This window comes from Streptomyces sp. HP-A2021, from assembly GCF_022807935.1.
Classification (GTDB): Bacteria; Actinomycetota; Actinomycetes; order Streptomycetales; family Streptomycetaceae; genus Streptomyces; species Streptomyces afghaniensis.
Map to the genome: position 1 here is coordinate 2,065,861 of NZ_CP094344.1, position 15,126 is coordinate 2,080,986.

A 15,126-nucleotide genomic window follows, 5' to 3' on the forward strand; every position below is an offset into this window, starting at 1 on the left:
CCTCCGAGCCCCGAGAACCCGGACGACAGCCGACCTCCGCCCCGCCGTCGCTCAGCCCTGTCCCCGCACCGTCCCCCCGAAGAGGTCGACGGCGCGGCGGACCTCCGTCAGTTCCGGGGAGAGCGCGCTCACCGAGCCGATCGCGCCCGCGATCAGCAGGAGGGAGCGGCGCAGCCGTGGGATCTCGGGGGTGCCGTCGGCCGCCATCGCGTCCAGGGCGGCCAGTTCCTCCTCGGCGATGGTCCGGTCGGCGAACTCGCCGGGATGCGCGGCGAGCCGACGACGCAGCCGGGCGACGGCGGAGCGCAGCTCCGTCACGCGCGGATCCTCGTCGCCGCCGGTCACAGGCCCCTGCCGCCTCTGCTCAACGCTCCGCAACACAGTCCTCCCCCTCGCACTCCGTCGTGCGCGTGCCCTTCCGACGCGAAGTCCCCCACACCGGGCGCAGGTCGGCCGCCCGGCCGGTCGGTGCGGGCGACAGTAAACGACGCGGGCCACCAGGCGCCAGTCCATTGCGTCATCGACTTGTTTCGCTGCGTGACTTCTCGGCCCGAGGTCGTGCGGTATGCAGGATTCATGACGACATGGGAGACGCGGAACAGGGCGGGTGCGGTTGCCGGGGTGCTGCTGGCCGCCGGGGGCGGGCGGCGGCTCGGCGGACGCCCCAAGGCACTGCTCACCCACCGGGGACGCCCCCTCGTGGAGCACGCGGTACGGGTGTTGCGCGAGGGCGGCTGCGAGCGGGTCCACGTAGTACTGGGCGCACGGGAGGACGAGGTCCGGACCCGGGCCGTACTGCCGGGATGCGTACTGGTCGCCAACCCGGACTGGGAACGGGGCATGGGGACGTCCCTGCGGGCCGGGCTGGACTCGCTCGCGGGCACGGGCGCGACGGCCGCCCTGGTCTCGCTCGTCGACCAGCCCGGTATCGGCCCGGAGGCGGTGGCCCGGGTGCTCACGGCCTGCGAGGGCGAGGAGTCGCTGGTGTCGGCCGCGTACGACGGAGTGCGCGGCCATCCGGTGCTGTTCGGCGCCGCCCACTGGGCCGGCATCGCCGCGACTGCGACCGGGGACCGGGGGGCACGCGCCTATCTGAAGGAGCACGAGCCGCGCATCACGCTCGTGGAGTGCGGGGACGTGGCCCGGCCCTTCGACATCGACACGGAGGCCGATCTGGCCCACCTTGAGTGAACGGCGCGGCACGGAGAGCCACCTTGCCTCGACCCTGAGAATCTCGACATCAACAGATGATTGAACTTCCACCATGAGGAAACTAGTATCCACTGTTCAGAAGCGCCCGAGGCCCTCGCGGGCGCCGAACGCCGTATCCGGGAAGACTGGCACCCGGTGCCGAACCGCCGGTTCGTCTTCGTAGCTCGCTGAAGGAAGTGACAGTTCATGTCCGCACCAGCGCCGTCCCCGCTGGCCATCGTCGACGCCGAGCCCCTGCCCCGGCAGGAGGAGGTCCTCTCCGAAGCGGCGCTCGCCTTCGTGGCCGAGCTGCACCGGCGGTTCACGCCCCGGCGTGACGAACTCCTCGCCCGGCGCGCCGAGCGCCGCGCCGAGATCGCCCGCACCTCCACCCTCGACTTCCTCCCGGAGACCGCCGCGATCCGCGCCGACGACTCCTGGAAGGTCGCCCCGGCCCCCGAGGCCCTGAACGACCGGCGGGTCGAGATCACCGGCCCCACCGACCGCAAGATGACCATCAACGCGCTCAACTCGGGCGCGAAGGTGTGGCTCGCGGACTTCGAGGACGCCTCCGCGCCGACCTGGGAGAACGTGGTCCTCGGCCAGCTCAACCTGATCGACGCCTACACCCGGAACATCGACTTCACGGACGCGAAGTCGGGCAAGTCGTACGCCCTGAAGGCGAACGAGGAACTCGCCACGGTCGTCATGCGCCCGCGTGGCTGGCACCTGAACGAGCGTCACCTCGTCGACGCGGACGGCACCCCGGTGCCCGGCGCGCTCGTCGACTTCGGCCTCTACTTCTTCCACAACGCCAAGCGCCTGCTGGGCCTGGGCAAGGGCCCGTACTTCTACCTGCCCAAGACGGAGTCGCACCTGGAGGCCCGTCTCTGGAACGAGGTCTTCGTCTTCGCGCAGGACTACGTCGGCATCCCGCAGGGCACCGTGCGCGCCACCGTGCTGATCGAGACGATCACGGCCGCGTACGAGATGGAGGAGATCCTCTACGAGCTGCGCGACCACGCCTCCGGGCTGAACGCGGGCCGCTGGGACTACCTGTTCTCCATCGTCAAGAACTTCCGGGACGGCGGCGCCAAGTTCGTCCTGCCCGACCGCAACGCGGTGACGATGACGGCCCCGTTCATGCGCGCGTACACCGAACTCCTCGTCCGCACCTGCCACAAGCGCGGCGCCCACGCGATCGGCGGCATGGCGGCGTTCATCCCGTCCCGCCGGGACGCGGAGGTCAACAAGGTCGCCTTCGAGAAGGTCCGCGCCGACAAGGACCGCGAGGCGAACGACGGTTTCGACGGCTCCTGGGTCGCCCACCCCGACCTCGTCCCGATCGCCATGGAGTCCTTCGACAAGGTCCTCGGCGACAAGCCCAATCAGAAGGACCGGCTGCGCGAGGACGTCGACGTCAAGGCGGCCGATCTGATCGCCATCGACTCGCTGGAGGCCAAGCCGACGTACGCGGGTCTGGTCAACGCCGTGCAGGTCGGCATCCGCTACATCGAGGCCTGGCTGCGCGGCCTCGGCGCGGTCGCGATCTTCAACCTGATGGAGGACGCCGCCACCGCCGAGATCTCCCGCTCCCAGATCTGGCAGTGGATCAACGCGGGCGTCGTCCTCGACAACGGCGAGCCGGTCACCGCCGACCTGGCCCGCAAGGTCGCCGCCGAGGAGCTGGCGAACATCAAGGCCGAGATCGGCGAGGAGGCCTTCGCGGCCGGCAACTGGCAGCAGGCCCACGACCTGCTGCTGACGGTCTCCCTCGACGAGGACTACGCCGACTTCCTGACGCTCCCGGCGTACGAGCAGCTCAAGGGCTGACTCAGTCCGCGGACGGTTCGGCGGACGGCTTGTCCGAGTGGCCCAGGGGCTTGCCCGGGGCCACTCGGTCGCGTACGGCCCGCTTCACGGCCGTCGGCTCGGGGAAGCCCTGCTCCCGGCGGTCCCAGACGACCTCGTCGCCGACGCGGACGACGAACACTCCGCCGGTGCCGGGTTTCAGCGCCAGCTCCGTCAGCTCGGACTCGAAGGTCGTGAGCAGCTCCTGCGCCAGCCAGGCGGCGCGGGGCAGCCAGCGGCACTGGGTGCAGTACTCGATCTCGACACGGCCACTCATCCGAGGTGCACCGACCAATCCTGTTCGGCCGCGGGCTTGCCGTGCAGGTCGGGGACCTGCCTGAGCCACGCGGGGCGTCCTTGCCGGCTGCGGGCCGCCCGGAGGGCCTCCTCGGCGGCGAGTTCCTCCCGGCCGGGGAAGTCGGTGGGCAGCCATGCATCGGAGGCCCGCACGCGCGCGTGGAGGTATGCCACGTACGCCTCGCGTGCCTCCGGCGCGCTTGCGAAGCCCGGCTCGTCCGCGAGCCAGGCGTCCGGGACCTCGGCGAGGATCCGGCGCAGCAGCTCCTCGGTCACCCGGGGAGCGAGCTCGGCGTCGGCGGCCCGGACGTCGGGCCCGTAGTGGCCGAGGGCATGGTGCCGGAAGTCGTAGGCCTTGGCGGGGTCGGCGCCGTCCCAGCGGTGGTGGAAGACGAGCGCGGCACCGTGGTCGATCAGCCACAGGCGCGGGGGTGCGACGCCCAGGGTGGGCCAGACCATCAGGTTGGAGCTGTGCACCGTGCGGTCGACGTTCACGGTCAGGGCGTCGAGCCAGACGATCCTCCCCGCCTCCAGCGGATCGACGGGGAAGACCCGCGCGATCTCCGGCGTGAAGTCCCGGGCGCCCGGCAGATAGTCCATGCCGAGGTTCACGCCCCCGCTGGCCGCGTGCAGGTCCCGCACCTCCTGATGCGGCTCGTCACCGGCGATCAGCGGGTCGAAGTGCACCAGCACCAGCTCGGGGAAGCGCAGCCCGAGGGCGCGGGCCAGCTCCCCCACGATCACCTCGGCGACCAGCGCCTTGCGGCCCTGCGCGGAGCCGGTGAACTTCACGACGTAGGTGCCCAGGTCGTCGGCCTCGACGACCCCGGGTACGGATCCGCCGGACGTCAGGGGTTCGATGTAGCGGGTGGCGGCGACCTCTCTCAGCATCTTCAAAGGCGCCCCTTGCTTCCTGCCTCCGGCATGAAGCGAACATAGTAACCCAGCGCTCACAACGAGCCGCCTCGGCGGTAAGCTGTGGAGGGACATGAGTGACAGCATCGAGTGGCTTGGTGAGTTCTGTTTCGAGGAACCCACGGGGGGCCCCGGAATGCGTGGCGGGGTGTCGTTGACCGCTGTGCGTGGTCTGGCGGTGGAGGACCTGTTGCGGCGCATGGGTGCCGGGGACGGCCAGATCGGCGCATGCGCCCATTACCGTGATTTCGATCCTCTGTCCGTGGACGCCCCGTGGACTTGCTGCATGTACGGCACGTCCGGTGAGTGGTCGTACGTCCTGGAGGATTCCGGAGTTTGTGCCTGGTACCAGCATTGGGCTGACGGCAACAGTTCTGTGATGCCTCGGGACGGCGAGGAGTTCGTGTGCCTGTACGCGAACGCGGCGGTGCAGCCGTCGTGGTTGTTCTATTCACCGGGTGACGGGGACCTCCTACGGGCAGAGTTCCGGCACAGCCTGACGGGTCCTGCTCCGGTAAGCGAGTCCGGAAGGGCTCACCTGCTGGACAGCCGGATGCGGAGCAACGGCGCCGTCTGGCCGGACCCGGACGGTTTCTCGTCGCCCGCGGAGTGGCGCGCTTTTGTGGAGGACCGTTCCGCTGGGCTTCATGCCGCGGTGTGGCGATCGGTCGGCGAGCACACCGGTCTGAGGATTCCCAGAGGGGCCGTCGAGTCGGGTGATCTTCCCGTGGCCTTGCTGGTGGATCCGTTCATGTGACGCGCGACGTTCCTGTGACATGCGAAGGGCGGCTGGTGGACCAGCCGCCCTCGCTGTTTCTCCGGTATCTAGTTCGTGGTCATGGTGCAGTGCATGAAGGTTCCGGTTCCCGTGGCACAGGCACCCTTGATGTTGGTGTCCAGCCAGTAGGCGTCCCTGTCCATGAGACGCATGTTCTTGGCGAATCCCGAGGAGAAGGCAGCCATTGATCCACTGTTCTGGACACCTGAGATGGACGACCTTCCGCATACCTCCCTGAAACTCGGCATCGTTCCGGGAAGATTTCTGAGATGGACGGTTCCGTTGTCCATCTGCGCGTAGGTCTGCATGCACTCCGCGCCGGTGGAGACGGGATTGAGTCCGTCGAGTTCGGCCGGCTGTCCTCCGCTGTTGTAGGAGGCGTTGAACGTGAACTCGTCGCAGTTCGGAGCGTCGGTGCTGCTGTTCATGGCTGCCGGGTCGTAATTGGTCCGCGCCCATCCGTCCACGTCACAGATGACGGCACGGTTCGCTCCGTTGCGTCCGCCCGGCAGGTAGTACAGGGGGGTGTTCGCGCTGTGCAGCCCCGGGCTCTTCGGACTGCCGTGCTGGATGAGCCAAGCGTGGGCTGCCGCCTGCGGATACTTGGCGGCGTTGAAGGTGTAGGTGGGTGCGTAGTTGTGGAAGACGCATCCTCCGGTCGCGGTTATCTCGGTGTCGCAGCGGATTTCGTCGAGATCGGTCTTGCGGACCGTGCTCTTGGACCACTGGTAGCCGGTGTGGGTGGGGGCGATGCTGTTGTCGGAGGGGTAGATGTCTCCGTCGATCTGGACGTCCGGGTGGAAGAGGAATTCCTTGTCGGCGACCGAGTTGTCCCAGGTGTAGGTGGTGGTGAGATTCGCCGCGTGGGTGTCTCCCGGTGTCCAGTTGGGTGCTCCGTTCCAGGCGCTGTTTCCTGGTTCGTCGGGTGTGCAGCCGGTGTCGCACAGATGCTTGTTGATGGCGAGCATGACATCGGCGATGTCGAGGGGGACGGAGTCCGGCGCGATGCTGAGGTGTTCGGTGAAGGAGTTCGTTCCGTCCAGTTCCAGTACGCGCTGGATCTGGAACATGATCGTTCCGCTGGCACCTTCCGAGGTGATGTAGTAGTACGGCACGGCCCGGTTCTCGCAGGCGATGGTGCGGGTGGAACGGGCGATGATCTTCCCGTCGTCGCACCAGGTCGCGAGGCCCTGGGACGAGACGCTGGTCGCCAGCGAGCCGTCGGGGCCGGGGTTGGACGCGTCCTTGCCCAGCGCCGCTGTGGCCTTGTCGTCCGGGGACTGGATGGCCTGGTTGGGGTTGGGGCTGTTGCTGTCGTACGCCGGCAGGGCGAGGTCGACGGCGTAGTCGTTCGGGATGCCGTAGTCGCCGGGGACGAAGGCCATGGCGTCCCAGGCGATGTCGTCGTCGCCGGACCCCGTGTAGGTGGTGTTTGAGAGCCTGACTTCGGGCGCCTTGTCGTTGAAGCGGAAAGCGCCGAGATAGACCCAGGTGTTGCTTTCGTTCGCGTCCTGGTTGACCACGACCTTGGCGGTGCCGAGGGCGGTGGGTATTTCGTAGAACGCCTTGGTGGTCTGGGCTCCGGTGTCGGGGATGTGGACGTAGACGGCCGCTTGTTCCTCGGGGACGGCACCGGGGAGTTTCCAGTCGCCCTGGATCGTCATGCGACCGCCGTCGCCGCCGAGATGAGCCTGGTCACGGGTGTGCGCGTACCAGAAATGACCCTGGTAGCCGCCGCCGATCTGGTGGAGGTCGGCTTTGGCGTCGTACTGGCCGAGGCCGGGCCCGGTGGCGTTGGGATCAGGGTAGAACGTGAACTGGAACGAGCCGTCGGTTGTCGTCGTTCCGCAGTCGCTCCAGGTGGGTGTTCCCGCAGGGACGGATGCGACGATCTTCGCTCCTGACGGAAGGTTTCCGGTACCGCACTGAGGTGTGCCGTACTGAAGGCGGTATCCGCGGCCGGGCTCGCTGATCAGCGTCGCATATTTGATCTTTTCGTTGCCGCAGGTGGAAGAGCAGTTGTCCTTCCAGGTGGCATTGGCGGCGTTCCACCAGTACTGGGTGTAGCAGCCGGCGTCCGGACAGTCCGGCGGGTTGGCGGCGTCACAGTTGTTGGCCGCATTGCAGAACGTGTCGAGTGGCGGCTTGATGGCGGTGCGCTCGGCGGTGGTGTTCCACCAGGCCGGGTAGAAGCCGGCGGAGCTGTAGCCGGATTCGCCGGGCCAGTCCTGGCGTCCGGAGGTCGCGTAGGAGTGGCCGGTGTCGATGGACCAGGCGGCCCACCCCATGACCTTCTCCTCGTACGGCCAGTACTGGGGATGGGCGGCGTCCCAGGGCCAGTTGGCCGGGTCGGCGTCCATGTCCATGAAGGGGTCACGGTCGGCCGGGTAGACCGGGTTGGCGGGGTTGTTGAACCAGCCGAGTCCCCAGTTTCCGTTCTCCGCTTCCTTGGATTTGGGATTGAAGCCGAGGTTGTAGTTCCAGACGGCGGTGAACCAGTTCTCCGGCTTGGCCGGGTCGTCGTTGTTGACGGTGATGGTCTGGTCGGCCTCGTGGACCTCGTTCCACTTGTCCGCGAGGATGTGGAGCGAAGCGGCGATGTTCATCGTGTAGTCGAGGGCGACGGCACGCTGGAGTTCGGGATCGAGAGAGGTCTCGTTGTCCTTCTCGAAGCCCGCCTTGCGCATGCCGTCGGTGACCTGGCCGACACCGTAGCCGCAGTCCGACAGGTCCCAGTGGATGGTCCAGTAGTCCGCGAGGCTGCCCCCGGTCTGGTGTCCGTAGTAGCCGTCCACGGAGGCCAGCGGGCTGCCCATCTGGCCGGGAATGGCGCCGGATTCCGCCTGCCACAGGTTGGATTCCTGGGCGAGGATGCCGAGTTCGACCTGTGCGGGGATGCGGCCGCCGCCGTTGAGCGTGGGGGCGGGCCAGGTGCCCTGGGGGTTGATGGTGGCCAGTCCGGTCTGGGTGCGCCAGCCGCCCTGCCTGATGTAGCCGGAGGTGAGGTCTCCGCGCACGGCCATGTCGACGGCCCACTCCACCTGGTTCGGGGTGGGCTGGAGGGCCTGGGTGTCGACGTCGTTGCGGGGCACGGAGCACCAGGCGTCGGTGTCCACGGGGTCGTGGGCGCGCGGGTCGTCGGTGGCCGTGGTCATGAGGCTCATCGTGGACATCTGCGGCCGGCTGTCACCGGTCAGGGCCGGCGAGGTGGTGCCGCCCGCTGTGGCGGCCGGCTCGTCGGCCGTGAGCGTGGTGCGCTGTCCGGTGACGGTGGAGGTCGCGGTGATGTCGAGGAGGTGACTGACGCTTCCGGCGCCCTGCCCGGTGGCCGGCTCCTTCGCGGTGTGCGAGAGGTCCTTGCCGACGCCCTTGATGTTGGCGACGCCGCGCTCCACGGCGTCGGAGACGACGGGGTCGACCGCGAGGCGTCCGCGGGTGGACAGCTGCGCTTCGTGCGGGACGTTCTTCCCGGTGATGCCGCTCTGGCCGAACGCCGCGTCGTGGGTGGCCCGGCCGAGCAGGTAGACCTTGCCGGTGGTGTCCTGGGCGAGGCCCATCGCGGTGGTTCGGCCGTGGGCGACGGTGGTCTTGGTGCCGTGTGTGTACGTCTGCACGCGGGCTTGCGTGTCACCGGTGCGGTCGATGTAGTCGACCGTTCCGTCGTTCCCCGCGGTGATGTCGTACGGGGCGTGCTTCGTCGCGGTGAGCGTCGCCTGCTTGCCCTTGCGGCTGATGTGGACGAGGCGGTTCCCGGCCGCGCCGATCAGGCCGTCCTCGACGGGGACGGCGGAGGTGATCTCACCGCGGGCGGTGACGTCCGCGACGCTGTCGCCGTGCGTGTCGACGGTGATCAGGCGCGTCTTGTCCGCGCGCAGGGCGGTGAACGCCGCGCTGTGGGTCTGCGCGTTGCAGGTCGGGTCGAAGTAGGCGAGGGACGCGGTGAACGGCATCTTGGTGACGTCGCCGCTGTCCAGGTCGACGACGGCCGTCAGGGCGCCGCCCATCATCAGGTCGGGTTTGTTGGTGAAGGTGCGGGGGGCGTAGACGACGGCTGCGTGGTGATCGTCCATCAGGCAGCTGTTGCCGATCCAGGTGTCGGCCGGCAGCTGGGGTTCGGACAGGACGGTGGCGGTCTTCCAGTGGTAGCCGGTTTTCGCGTCGGCGACGAGGAGGTGCAGTCCGTCGCTGTCGGCGGCGGTGGTCACGGCCCGATCGCCGGAATTCTTCCAGTCCTTGCCGAGGACGCTGTCCCGGTCCCCGGCTGGAATCGCCAGGGGGTGTTTTCTCTTGGCCGGTGTGGCGTGTCCGGTCTTCTTCGGCGGAGTCGAAGAATCCGCTGCCTGCGCTGTACTCGCCATGGTGAGGGTCATCGCGGCGACCGCGGTTGCCGAGATGACAGCCATGGCGCGTTCTCTGTGCCGTCTTCGCATGGTGGTCTCCTTTCTTTCTGTCAGATGTGTCCGTGGTCCTGACGAATCGTTACGGCGAGGCCGCCGAACCGGTCGCCTCAGGCGACCAACAGTGCGGCCGCGAGCGCGTCGTCCACCGCGATCGGGACTCCGACGCCCCCGCACCGCTCATCCGGCCCGCTGGGCGCGGGCCGCCGACAGCGCCTTGCCGTGGCGGGCGGCGATCGCCTCCAACTTGGCCTTGTTGTCGGCGATCTGCCTGTTCTCGATCTCGCTCTCGGTGTCGAACCAGATCCTCACCAGGTTGGTCCGCTGCTTGCACGCCACGTCGTCGACAGCGAGTCCGATGCTGTCCTGGCTCTTCGAGGTACGGCCGTCGGTGACGCCCCGTGTCATCGCCTGGTACGGGTCGGCGAGGTTCTTGTGGCCCTGGGCGTCCATGCAGGACGACCAGGCGCTGATCGCCTTCTTCACCGCCCGGTCCCGCCGCGAAGCGGTCAGGCTCTTCCCGGCGAGTTGGGAGACGAACTGCGCGTCGGAGTCGTCGAGTTCGATCTGTTCCTTGCTCCAGCCGACACAGCCGCCCTTCTTGAGCGCCTTGCCGTGGTAGGAGGCGCGTGCCGGCTTGACGCTGTTGGGGGCGATGTAGAAACCGCCCTTGTCGTTCTCGGCGTGGGTGGTGACCGGCTTGGTGTGCCCGGTCAGTACCTCCACTTGCACGCCGGGGAGGTCGGGGACGCTCTGGTCGGTGTGCCCCCGGAACTTCGGCGCCAGTTCATAGCCGTACTTCGCGGCATCGTCCGGGTCGGTGATGCCGTAGCGGCGTGCCATGTCGGCGCCGTCGGAACTGGGCGGCGGATTCGCTCCGGCCTCGGGAAGGGTGACGTGGAAGCCGTAGTCGGCCATGCACTTCTGCTGAAGGCCGGTCGTCGCCTGATCGAGGGTGACCCGGTCGGCGTAGGAGAGCATGTACTTCTCCAGGGGAAGCACCATGTTCCTGGCCAGTCCCTTCCGGGGGGCCTTCGCGGGCCAGTTGTCCTTGTTCACGACCGGTGTGCCGGCCGGGGTGTTCCGGGCGCTGGTGCTGTTGCTGCCGCACCCGGTCATGAGCGTCGCTGCGGCGATGGCGGCGGCCACCACCGAGGCCGCGGTACGGCGCGTGCTCATCATGGGCTCCTTGAAGGGGGGTCTGAACGCCGAGAGAGCAGGGGAGGGTTTCCCCTTCGCTACTTCCGGTCGACGAGGGGGGTGAACTCATCGACGTAGATCTTCGGTACCTGCGGAACCGGACCCATGTCTCCCGAGCCGATCACCGCATCGTCCCGCCCGGTTTTTCCCGGGGGGACGTCCTGCAGCCAGAACCGGTTGTACGCGGTCCAGCCCTTACCGTCGGCGATGCTGATCTGGACGGAATACGTCGCATCCCGCTGGTAGGTGTTGGCCACCTCGATCTCGGTACGCACACCACTGCTTTCCGGTGTGGCACGCACGGTGAGGTCTCCGTACTCCAGGACCCGCGTACGGCCTTCGGAGTGCACCGAGGCCACAGGCGACGGGGATGGCGACGGACGCACTCGCGGACTGCTCTGCTCCGCGCTCGGAGTCGCCGGCCGCTGCGGCGCGGGGGCCTTGTCGGCGCCGCCGTCCGTACACCCGGCGGCCAGCACGCACGCCGCCATCAGCCACAGTGCCCGGATCATGCGCGGTCCTGGCACTACCGCACCGGTCCTCACTGGACGGAAGTCGCCATCTGCTTGCGCGCGGCGGTCATTTCCTTGTCGTGCTGCTCCTTGATGCCGGTCAGCCGGCTCCTGTTGCCGGCGATCTGCTGGTCCTGGATCGCGGACTCCACGCCGAACCAGACCTTCACCAGGTCCGTCTGCTCCTTGCAGTCGATGTCGTCGACCGCCAGAGCGACGGACTCCGGCGACGGCTGACCGTCATTCGTGACGCCCTGGTCCATCGCCTTGTACGGATCGGCGAGTCCCTTGTGTCCCTTGCCGTCCATGCATGCGGACCAGGCGGCCATGACCTTGATGACCTTGTCGTCCTTCATCGACTGCACCAGGCTGTCCCCGGTGAGCTGCGCCACGAAGGCGGGGTCGGCCTCCTTCAGGCCGAGCTGCTGCTTGGACCAGCCGACACAGCCGCCTGGCTTCAACTTCTTTCCGTCGTACTCCGCGCGAGCGGGCTTCGTGCTCCTGCCAGGGGTGGCCAACAGCTCTCCGGCCTTGTCTCCCGTGGGGGGTCTGAGCGGTTCGGGCTTGGTGTGGCCGGTCAGGACCTCCACCTCGACACCGGACAGATCACGCATGGTCTGCTTGGTGTACTCCTGCAGCGCCGGAGGGAGTTCGTAGCCGTACTTCTCGGCTTGGGCCCGGTCGGTGATGCCGTAACGGCGTTCGATGTTGGCGTCGTTGTCACTGGGAGGGGGGTTGGCGCCTGCTCGTGGCAGCGTCAGGTCGATGCCGTAGTCCTTCATGCAGGACTGCTGGAGATCGTTGGCGGCCTGCTCGACGGTGACCTGGTCCTCGTAGGAGGGCATGTACGCCTCCAGCGGGAGGCTCAGACCCTTGGTCAGGCCGCTGGTGGGGATTCTCTCGGGCCAGTTTTCCTTGTTCACGACCGGTCTGCTGTCGGCCGCGTTTTTCGTGGTGTCCGATGTCGTGCCGGAGGAACAGGCGCTGACCAGGAGAGCCGAAGCGGTCAAGGCTACTGCGGCGGCTGTCTGCTTGATGTACTTCACGGGGGTTCCTTCTTGTGCTTTATGCGAAGTGGGAGGAGGCGTTGTTGTTCTTCAGAGCGGAGATCAGGTCGGTGATGTTGCAGTCCCCGTAAGGGCCGTTCTTCGCGAAGTACTGGGATGTGCCGCCGTAGCCGGAGTTGTAATACACGCGGTAGTTGTCGTCCGGGGCGCAGTTCTGCACGGACGCCGCATTGTTCTTCAGGTACTGGCCGTTGCCGTAGCCGCCGTTGCCGAACACGTACCGGTAGGTCGTCAGTGACGAACCCTGGTACTGGCTGGTGCCCCAGTGGTCGGACACATTGCCGTAGAACGTCGTGAAGGCCGACTTGTAGTAGCCGTCCTGGACCGCGATGTCCTTCGAGTTGTAGAACAACCACAGGTCACCGTAGGAGCAGTTGATCCACGGAACGTCACAGTTGTCCATCACCGTGTACTCCGCCGCGTTCACCGGACCGGCGGTCGTCATCACGGCCGCCACCGCCGCGAACGACACAGCGCAGGCGGCTGTCTTCTTCTTGAAGCGGATCCTTATCATGACATCTCCGTCGATAGATCATTTGTGCGAGAAGGACATTCGCACCAGGTGAGTGTCATGGCCATGCTTTTTACGTGATCAGGACCTGCGTGAGGAATAACCTTGACCGGCCCGCCGTGACGGCAATGGGAGCCGGGTACCCGGGAGCGGCAGGCGGAGAGCCGTCCCGGCGCGACCGGACGTCGCGCACGGTCGACGGCTCAGGAAGGCGGTTCCCCCCGATGACTCGCACCCCTTTCGACGCCTCCGGGGCGGATGATGTGGCCGGGCTGGCGGCGGCGCTGAGCGAGGAGGTGGACGCCGAGGTCAGGTTCGACGCGGGCAGCAGGGGTGCCTACTCGACCGACGGCTCCAACTACCGGCAGGTCCCGATCGGCGTCGTGGTGCCTCGTACGGTGGAGGCCGGAGCTCAGGCCGTACGGGTGTGCGCCCGCTTCGGCGCCCCGGTCCTGTCGCGGGGCGGCGGCACCAGTCTCGCGGGCCAGTCGACGAACACGGCCGTGGTGATCGACTGGAGCAAGTACTGCACCAGGCTGGTCCGTGTCGATCCCGGCGCACGGACCTGCTTGGTGGAGCCGGGGATCGTCCTGGACGTGCTCAACCGGCGCCTGGCCGGCCACGGGCTCCAGTTCGGGCCGAGGCCCTCGACGCACAGCCACTGCGCCCTGGGCGGCATGATCGGCAACAACTCGTGCGGCGCGTCCGCGCAGGCCTACGGCAAGACCGTCGACAACGTGCGCCGCCTGGAGGTGCTCACCTACGACGGCGTCCGGATGTGGGTCGGGCCGACCTCCCGGGCGGAGCCGGCGAGCGGCTCGTGAGCGCGTTCGGCGAGCTGAAGGCGCTGTTCGACCCGGGCAACCGGATGAACCCGGGCAAGGTCGTCGACCCCGACCCGGTCGACGGGCAGCTGCGCCTCGGCCCCTCCTGGCACCCGGCCGCATCCGCGACGCACTTCGGCTTCCCGGAGGACGACCACTCCTTCGACCGGGCCGTGCTGCGCTGTGTCGGCATCGGTAACTGCCGCAGCCACTCCGGCGGAGTCATGTGCCCCTCCTACCGGGCCACGCTGGAGGAGGAGCACTCCACCCGGGGCCGCGCCCGGCTGCTGTTCGAGATGCTCGGCGGCCACGCCGACTCAGCCGTCACGGACGGCTGGCGCTCCCCCGAGGTGCGCGATGCCCTCGACCTGTGCCTGGCCTGCAAGGGATGCAAGTCGGACTGCCCGACCGGTGTCGACATGGCCACCCTCAAGGCGGAGTTCCTCTCGCATCACTACGAAGGGCGGATGCGCCCCGCGGCCCACTACTCCATGGGCTGGCTGCCCGTGTGGGCGCGCCTGTCCCGGATCGCCCCCGGGCTGGTCAACAGTGCCCTGCACGCGCCCGCTCTGGCCCGGGCGGGCAAGCGGCTGGCGGGCGTGGACGAGGCCCGTCAGGCACCCGTGTTCGCCCGGCAGTCCTTCCTCCAGTGGTGGCAGCGGCGCGGTAGCGAGGAGCCCGACCCGGCCGATCCGCGCACCGTGCTGCTGTGGCCGGACACCTTCAGCACGTACTTCCACCCGTCCATCGCCATCTCGGCCGTGCACGTTCTGGAGGACGCCGGTTTCCGCGTCGCCGTGCCCGCCGAGCCGGTCTGCTGCGGCCTGACCTGGATCTCCACGGGCCAACTGTCCCGCGCGCGGAAGGTGCTGCGCCGCACCCTCGACACGCTGCGGCCCCACCTGGAGGCGGGCACCCCGGTCATCGGCCTCGAACCGTCCTGCACCGCCGTCTTCCGCGCCGACGCCCCCGAGCTGATGCCCGGCGACCAGGACGCGCAACGGCTGGCCCGGCAGGTCCGCACCTTCGCCGAGCAGCTCGTCCAGCACGCGCCCGACGACTGGCAAGCCCCTCGGCTGGCCCGGCGGGCGACGGTGCAGACCCACTGCCACCAGCACGCGATCATGAAGTTCGACGCCGACCGCGAGCTGATGCGCCGCGCCCGTCTGGACGCCGACGTCCTCGACGAGGGCTGCTGCGGCCTCGCCGGCAACTTCGGTTTCGAGCGCGGCCACCACGAGGTCTCCCTGGCCGTCGCGGAGCAGGGCGTCCTGCCCGCCGTCCGCGCGGCGGCCCCCGGCAGCCTGCTGCTCGCCGACGGCTTCAGCTGCCGCACCCAGATCGACCAGGGCGACACCGGACGGCGTGCCCTGCACCTGGCCGAAGTACTGGCCCTCGGCCTGGAGGGCACCCTCCCGGCCGAACACCCGGAACGCCTGGCCGCGCGCCCCGACCGGCCCTCCCGCGCGGCGCGGTGGGCGACGACCGCCGGCGCCACCGCCCTCACTGCGACGGCGACGACGGCGGCCTGCCGGGCCGCCCTGCGGTCGCTGCGGCGCCCTTGACCCGCCCCGCACGCTCGG

At 68.5% G+C, this 15,126-nt stretch carries 11 protein-coding genes and 1 pseudogene; 4 read left to right on the forward strand and 8 right to left on the reverse strand.

All coding sequences use genetic code 11. The features are described 5' to 3' along the window. Positions 1 to 51 precede the first annotated feature (51 nt). The gene (locus MQE23_RS09550) at positions 52 to 345 is read right to left on the reverse strand and encodes a DUF5955 family protein (RefSeq protein ID WP_020271931.1); all 294 of its coding nucleotides are present in this window, start codon (positions 343 to 345) and stop codon (positions 52 to 54) included. Positions 346 to 576: 231 nt separating this feature from the next. Between MQE23_RS09550 and MQE23_RS09555 the strand changes: the two genes are divergently transcribed. Together MQE23_RS09555 and aceB are read left to right on the forward strand one after the other, a co-directional pair. Further along, positions 577 to 1,191 (forward strand): nucleotidyltransferase family protein, encoded by a 615-nt coding sequence (locus MQE23_RS09555; RefSeq protein ID WP_020271932.1) that lies wholly within the window; start codon positions 577 to 579, stop codon positions 1,189 to 1,191. Between the two features lie 207 nt (positions 1,192 to 1,398). Further along, positions 1,399 to 3,024, forward strand: coding sequence for a malate synthase A (aceB, locus tag MQE23_RS09560; protein WP_020271933.1), 1,626 nt, complete (start codon positions 1,399 to 1,401; stop codon positions 3,022 to 3,024). A 1-nt stretch (position 3,025) separates the two neighbouring features. Here the strand turns inward: aceB and MQE23_RS09565 are convergent, their stop codons facing one another. Together MQE23_RS09565 and MQE23_RS09570 are read right to left on the reverse strand one after the other, a co-directional pair. Beyond that, positions 3,026 to 3,319 carry a SelT/SelW/SelH family protein gene (locus MQE23_RS09565; protein ID WP_020271934.1) on the reverse strand — a complete coding sequence of 98 codons (294 nt, stop codon included), beginning with the start codon at positions 3,317 to 3,319 and terminating at the stop codon, positions 3,026 to 3,028. Then, positions 3,316 to 4,230, reverse strand: a complete 915-nt coding sequence (locus tag MQE23_RS09570; protein ID WP_020271935.1) for a HipA family kinase — start codon at positions 4,228 to 4,230, stop codon at positions 3,316 to 3,318. The genes MQE23_RS09565 and MQE23_RS09570 overlap by 4 nt, the downstream gene beginning before the upstream one ends. A gap of 97 nt (positions 4,231 to 4,327) precedes the next feature. Here MQE23_RS09570 and MQE23_RS09575 point away from each other — a divergent pair, with 97 nt between their 5' ends. After that, positions 4,328 to 5,011, forward strand: a complete 684-nt coding sequence (locus MQE23_RS09575) for a hypothetical protein (protein ID WP_243378868.1) — start codon at positions 4,328 to 4,330, stop codon at positions 5,009 to 5,011. 68 nt (positions 5,012 to 5,079) lie between these two features. Here the strand turns inward: MQE23_RS09575 and MQE23_RS09580 are convergent, their stop codons facing one another. The 5 genes from MQE23_RS09580 to MQE23_RS09600 form a co-directional block, all read right to left on the reverse strand. Next, on the reverse strand, positions 5,080 to 9,462 hold the full coding sequence (locus tag MQE23_RS09580; protein ID WP_243378869.1) for a Tat pathway signal protein: 4,383 nt from the start codon (positions 9,460 to 9,462) through the stop codon (positions 5,080 to 5,082). A gap of 147 nt (positions 9,463 to 9,609) precedes the next feature. Further along, entirely contained in the window at positions 9,610 to 10,608 is a 999-nt protein-coding gene (locus tag MQE23_RS09585; protein ID WP_243378870.1) for a hypothetical protein, read from the reverse strand. Positions 10,609 to 10,667: 59 nt separating this feature from the next. Beyond that, the gene (locus MQE23_RS09590) at positions 10,668 to 10,931 is read right to left on the reverse strand and encodes a hypothetical protein (protein WP_243378871.1); all 264 of its coding nucleotides are present in this window, start codon (positions 10,929 to 10,931) and stop codon (positions 10,668 to 10,670) included. Between the two features lie 239 nt (positions 10,932 to 11,170). Then, entirely contained in the window at positions 11,171 to 12,187 is a 1,017-nt protein-coding gene (locus tag MQE23_RS09595) for a hypothetical protein (RefSeq protein ID WP_243378872.1), read from the reverse strand. A 19-nt stretch (positions 12,188 to 12,206) separates the two neighbouring features. Then, positions 12,207 to 12,722, reverse strand: coding sequence for a hypothetical protein (locus tag MQE23_RS09600; RefSeq protein WP_243378873.1), 516 nt, complete (start codon positions 12,720 to 12,722; stop codon positions 12,207 to 12,209). A 221-nt stretch (positions 12,723 to 12,943) separates the two neighbouring features. On the opposite strand from MQE23_RS09600, the pseudogene MQE23_RS09605 reads away from it, so the two are divergent. Beyond that, positions 12,944 to 15,108, forward strand: a pseudogene (locus MQE23_RS09605) (FAD-binding protein). Positions 15,109 to 15,126 lie beyond the last annotated feature (18 nt).

Coding starts and splice junctions, on each gene's coding strand:
- MQE23_RS09555 (WP_020271932.1), top strand. CDS start 577: ATGACGACATGGGAGACGCGGAACAGGGCGGGTGCGGTTGCCGGGGTG.
- aceB (WP_020271933.1), top strand. CDS start 1,399: ATGTCCGCACCAGCGCCGTCCCCGCTGGCCATCGTCGACGCCGAGCCC.
- MQE23_RS09565 (WP_020271934.1), bottom strand. CDS start 3,319: ATGAGTGGCCGTGTCGAGATCGAGTACTGCACCCAGTGCCGCTGGCTG.
- MQE23_RS09570 (WP_020271935.1), bottom strand. CDS start 4,230: ATGCTGAGAGAGGTCGCCGCCACCCGCTACATCGAACCCCTGACGTCC.
- MQE23_RS09575 (WP_243378868.1), top strand. CDS start 4,328: ATGAGTGACAGCATCGAGTGGCTTGGTGAGTTCTGTTTCGAGGAACCC.
- MQE23_RS09580 (WP_243378869.1), bottom strand. CDS start 9,462: ATGCGAAGACGGCACAGAGAACGCGCCATGGCTGTCATCTCGGCAACC.
- MQE23_RS09585 (WP_243378870.1), bottom strand. CDS start 10,608: ATGAGCACGCGCCGTACCGCGGCCTCGGTGGTGGCCGCCGCCATCGCC.
- MQE23_RS09600 (WP_243378873.1), bottom strand. CDS start 12,722: ATGATAAGGATCCGCTTCAAGAAGAAGACAGCCGCCTGCGCTGTGTCG.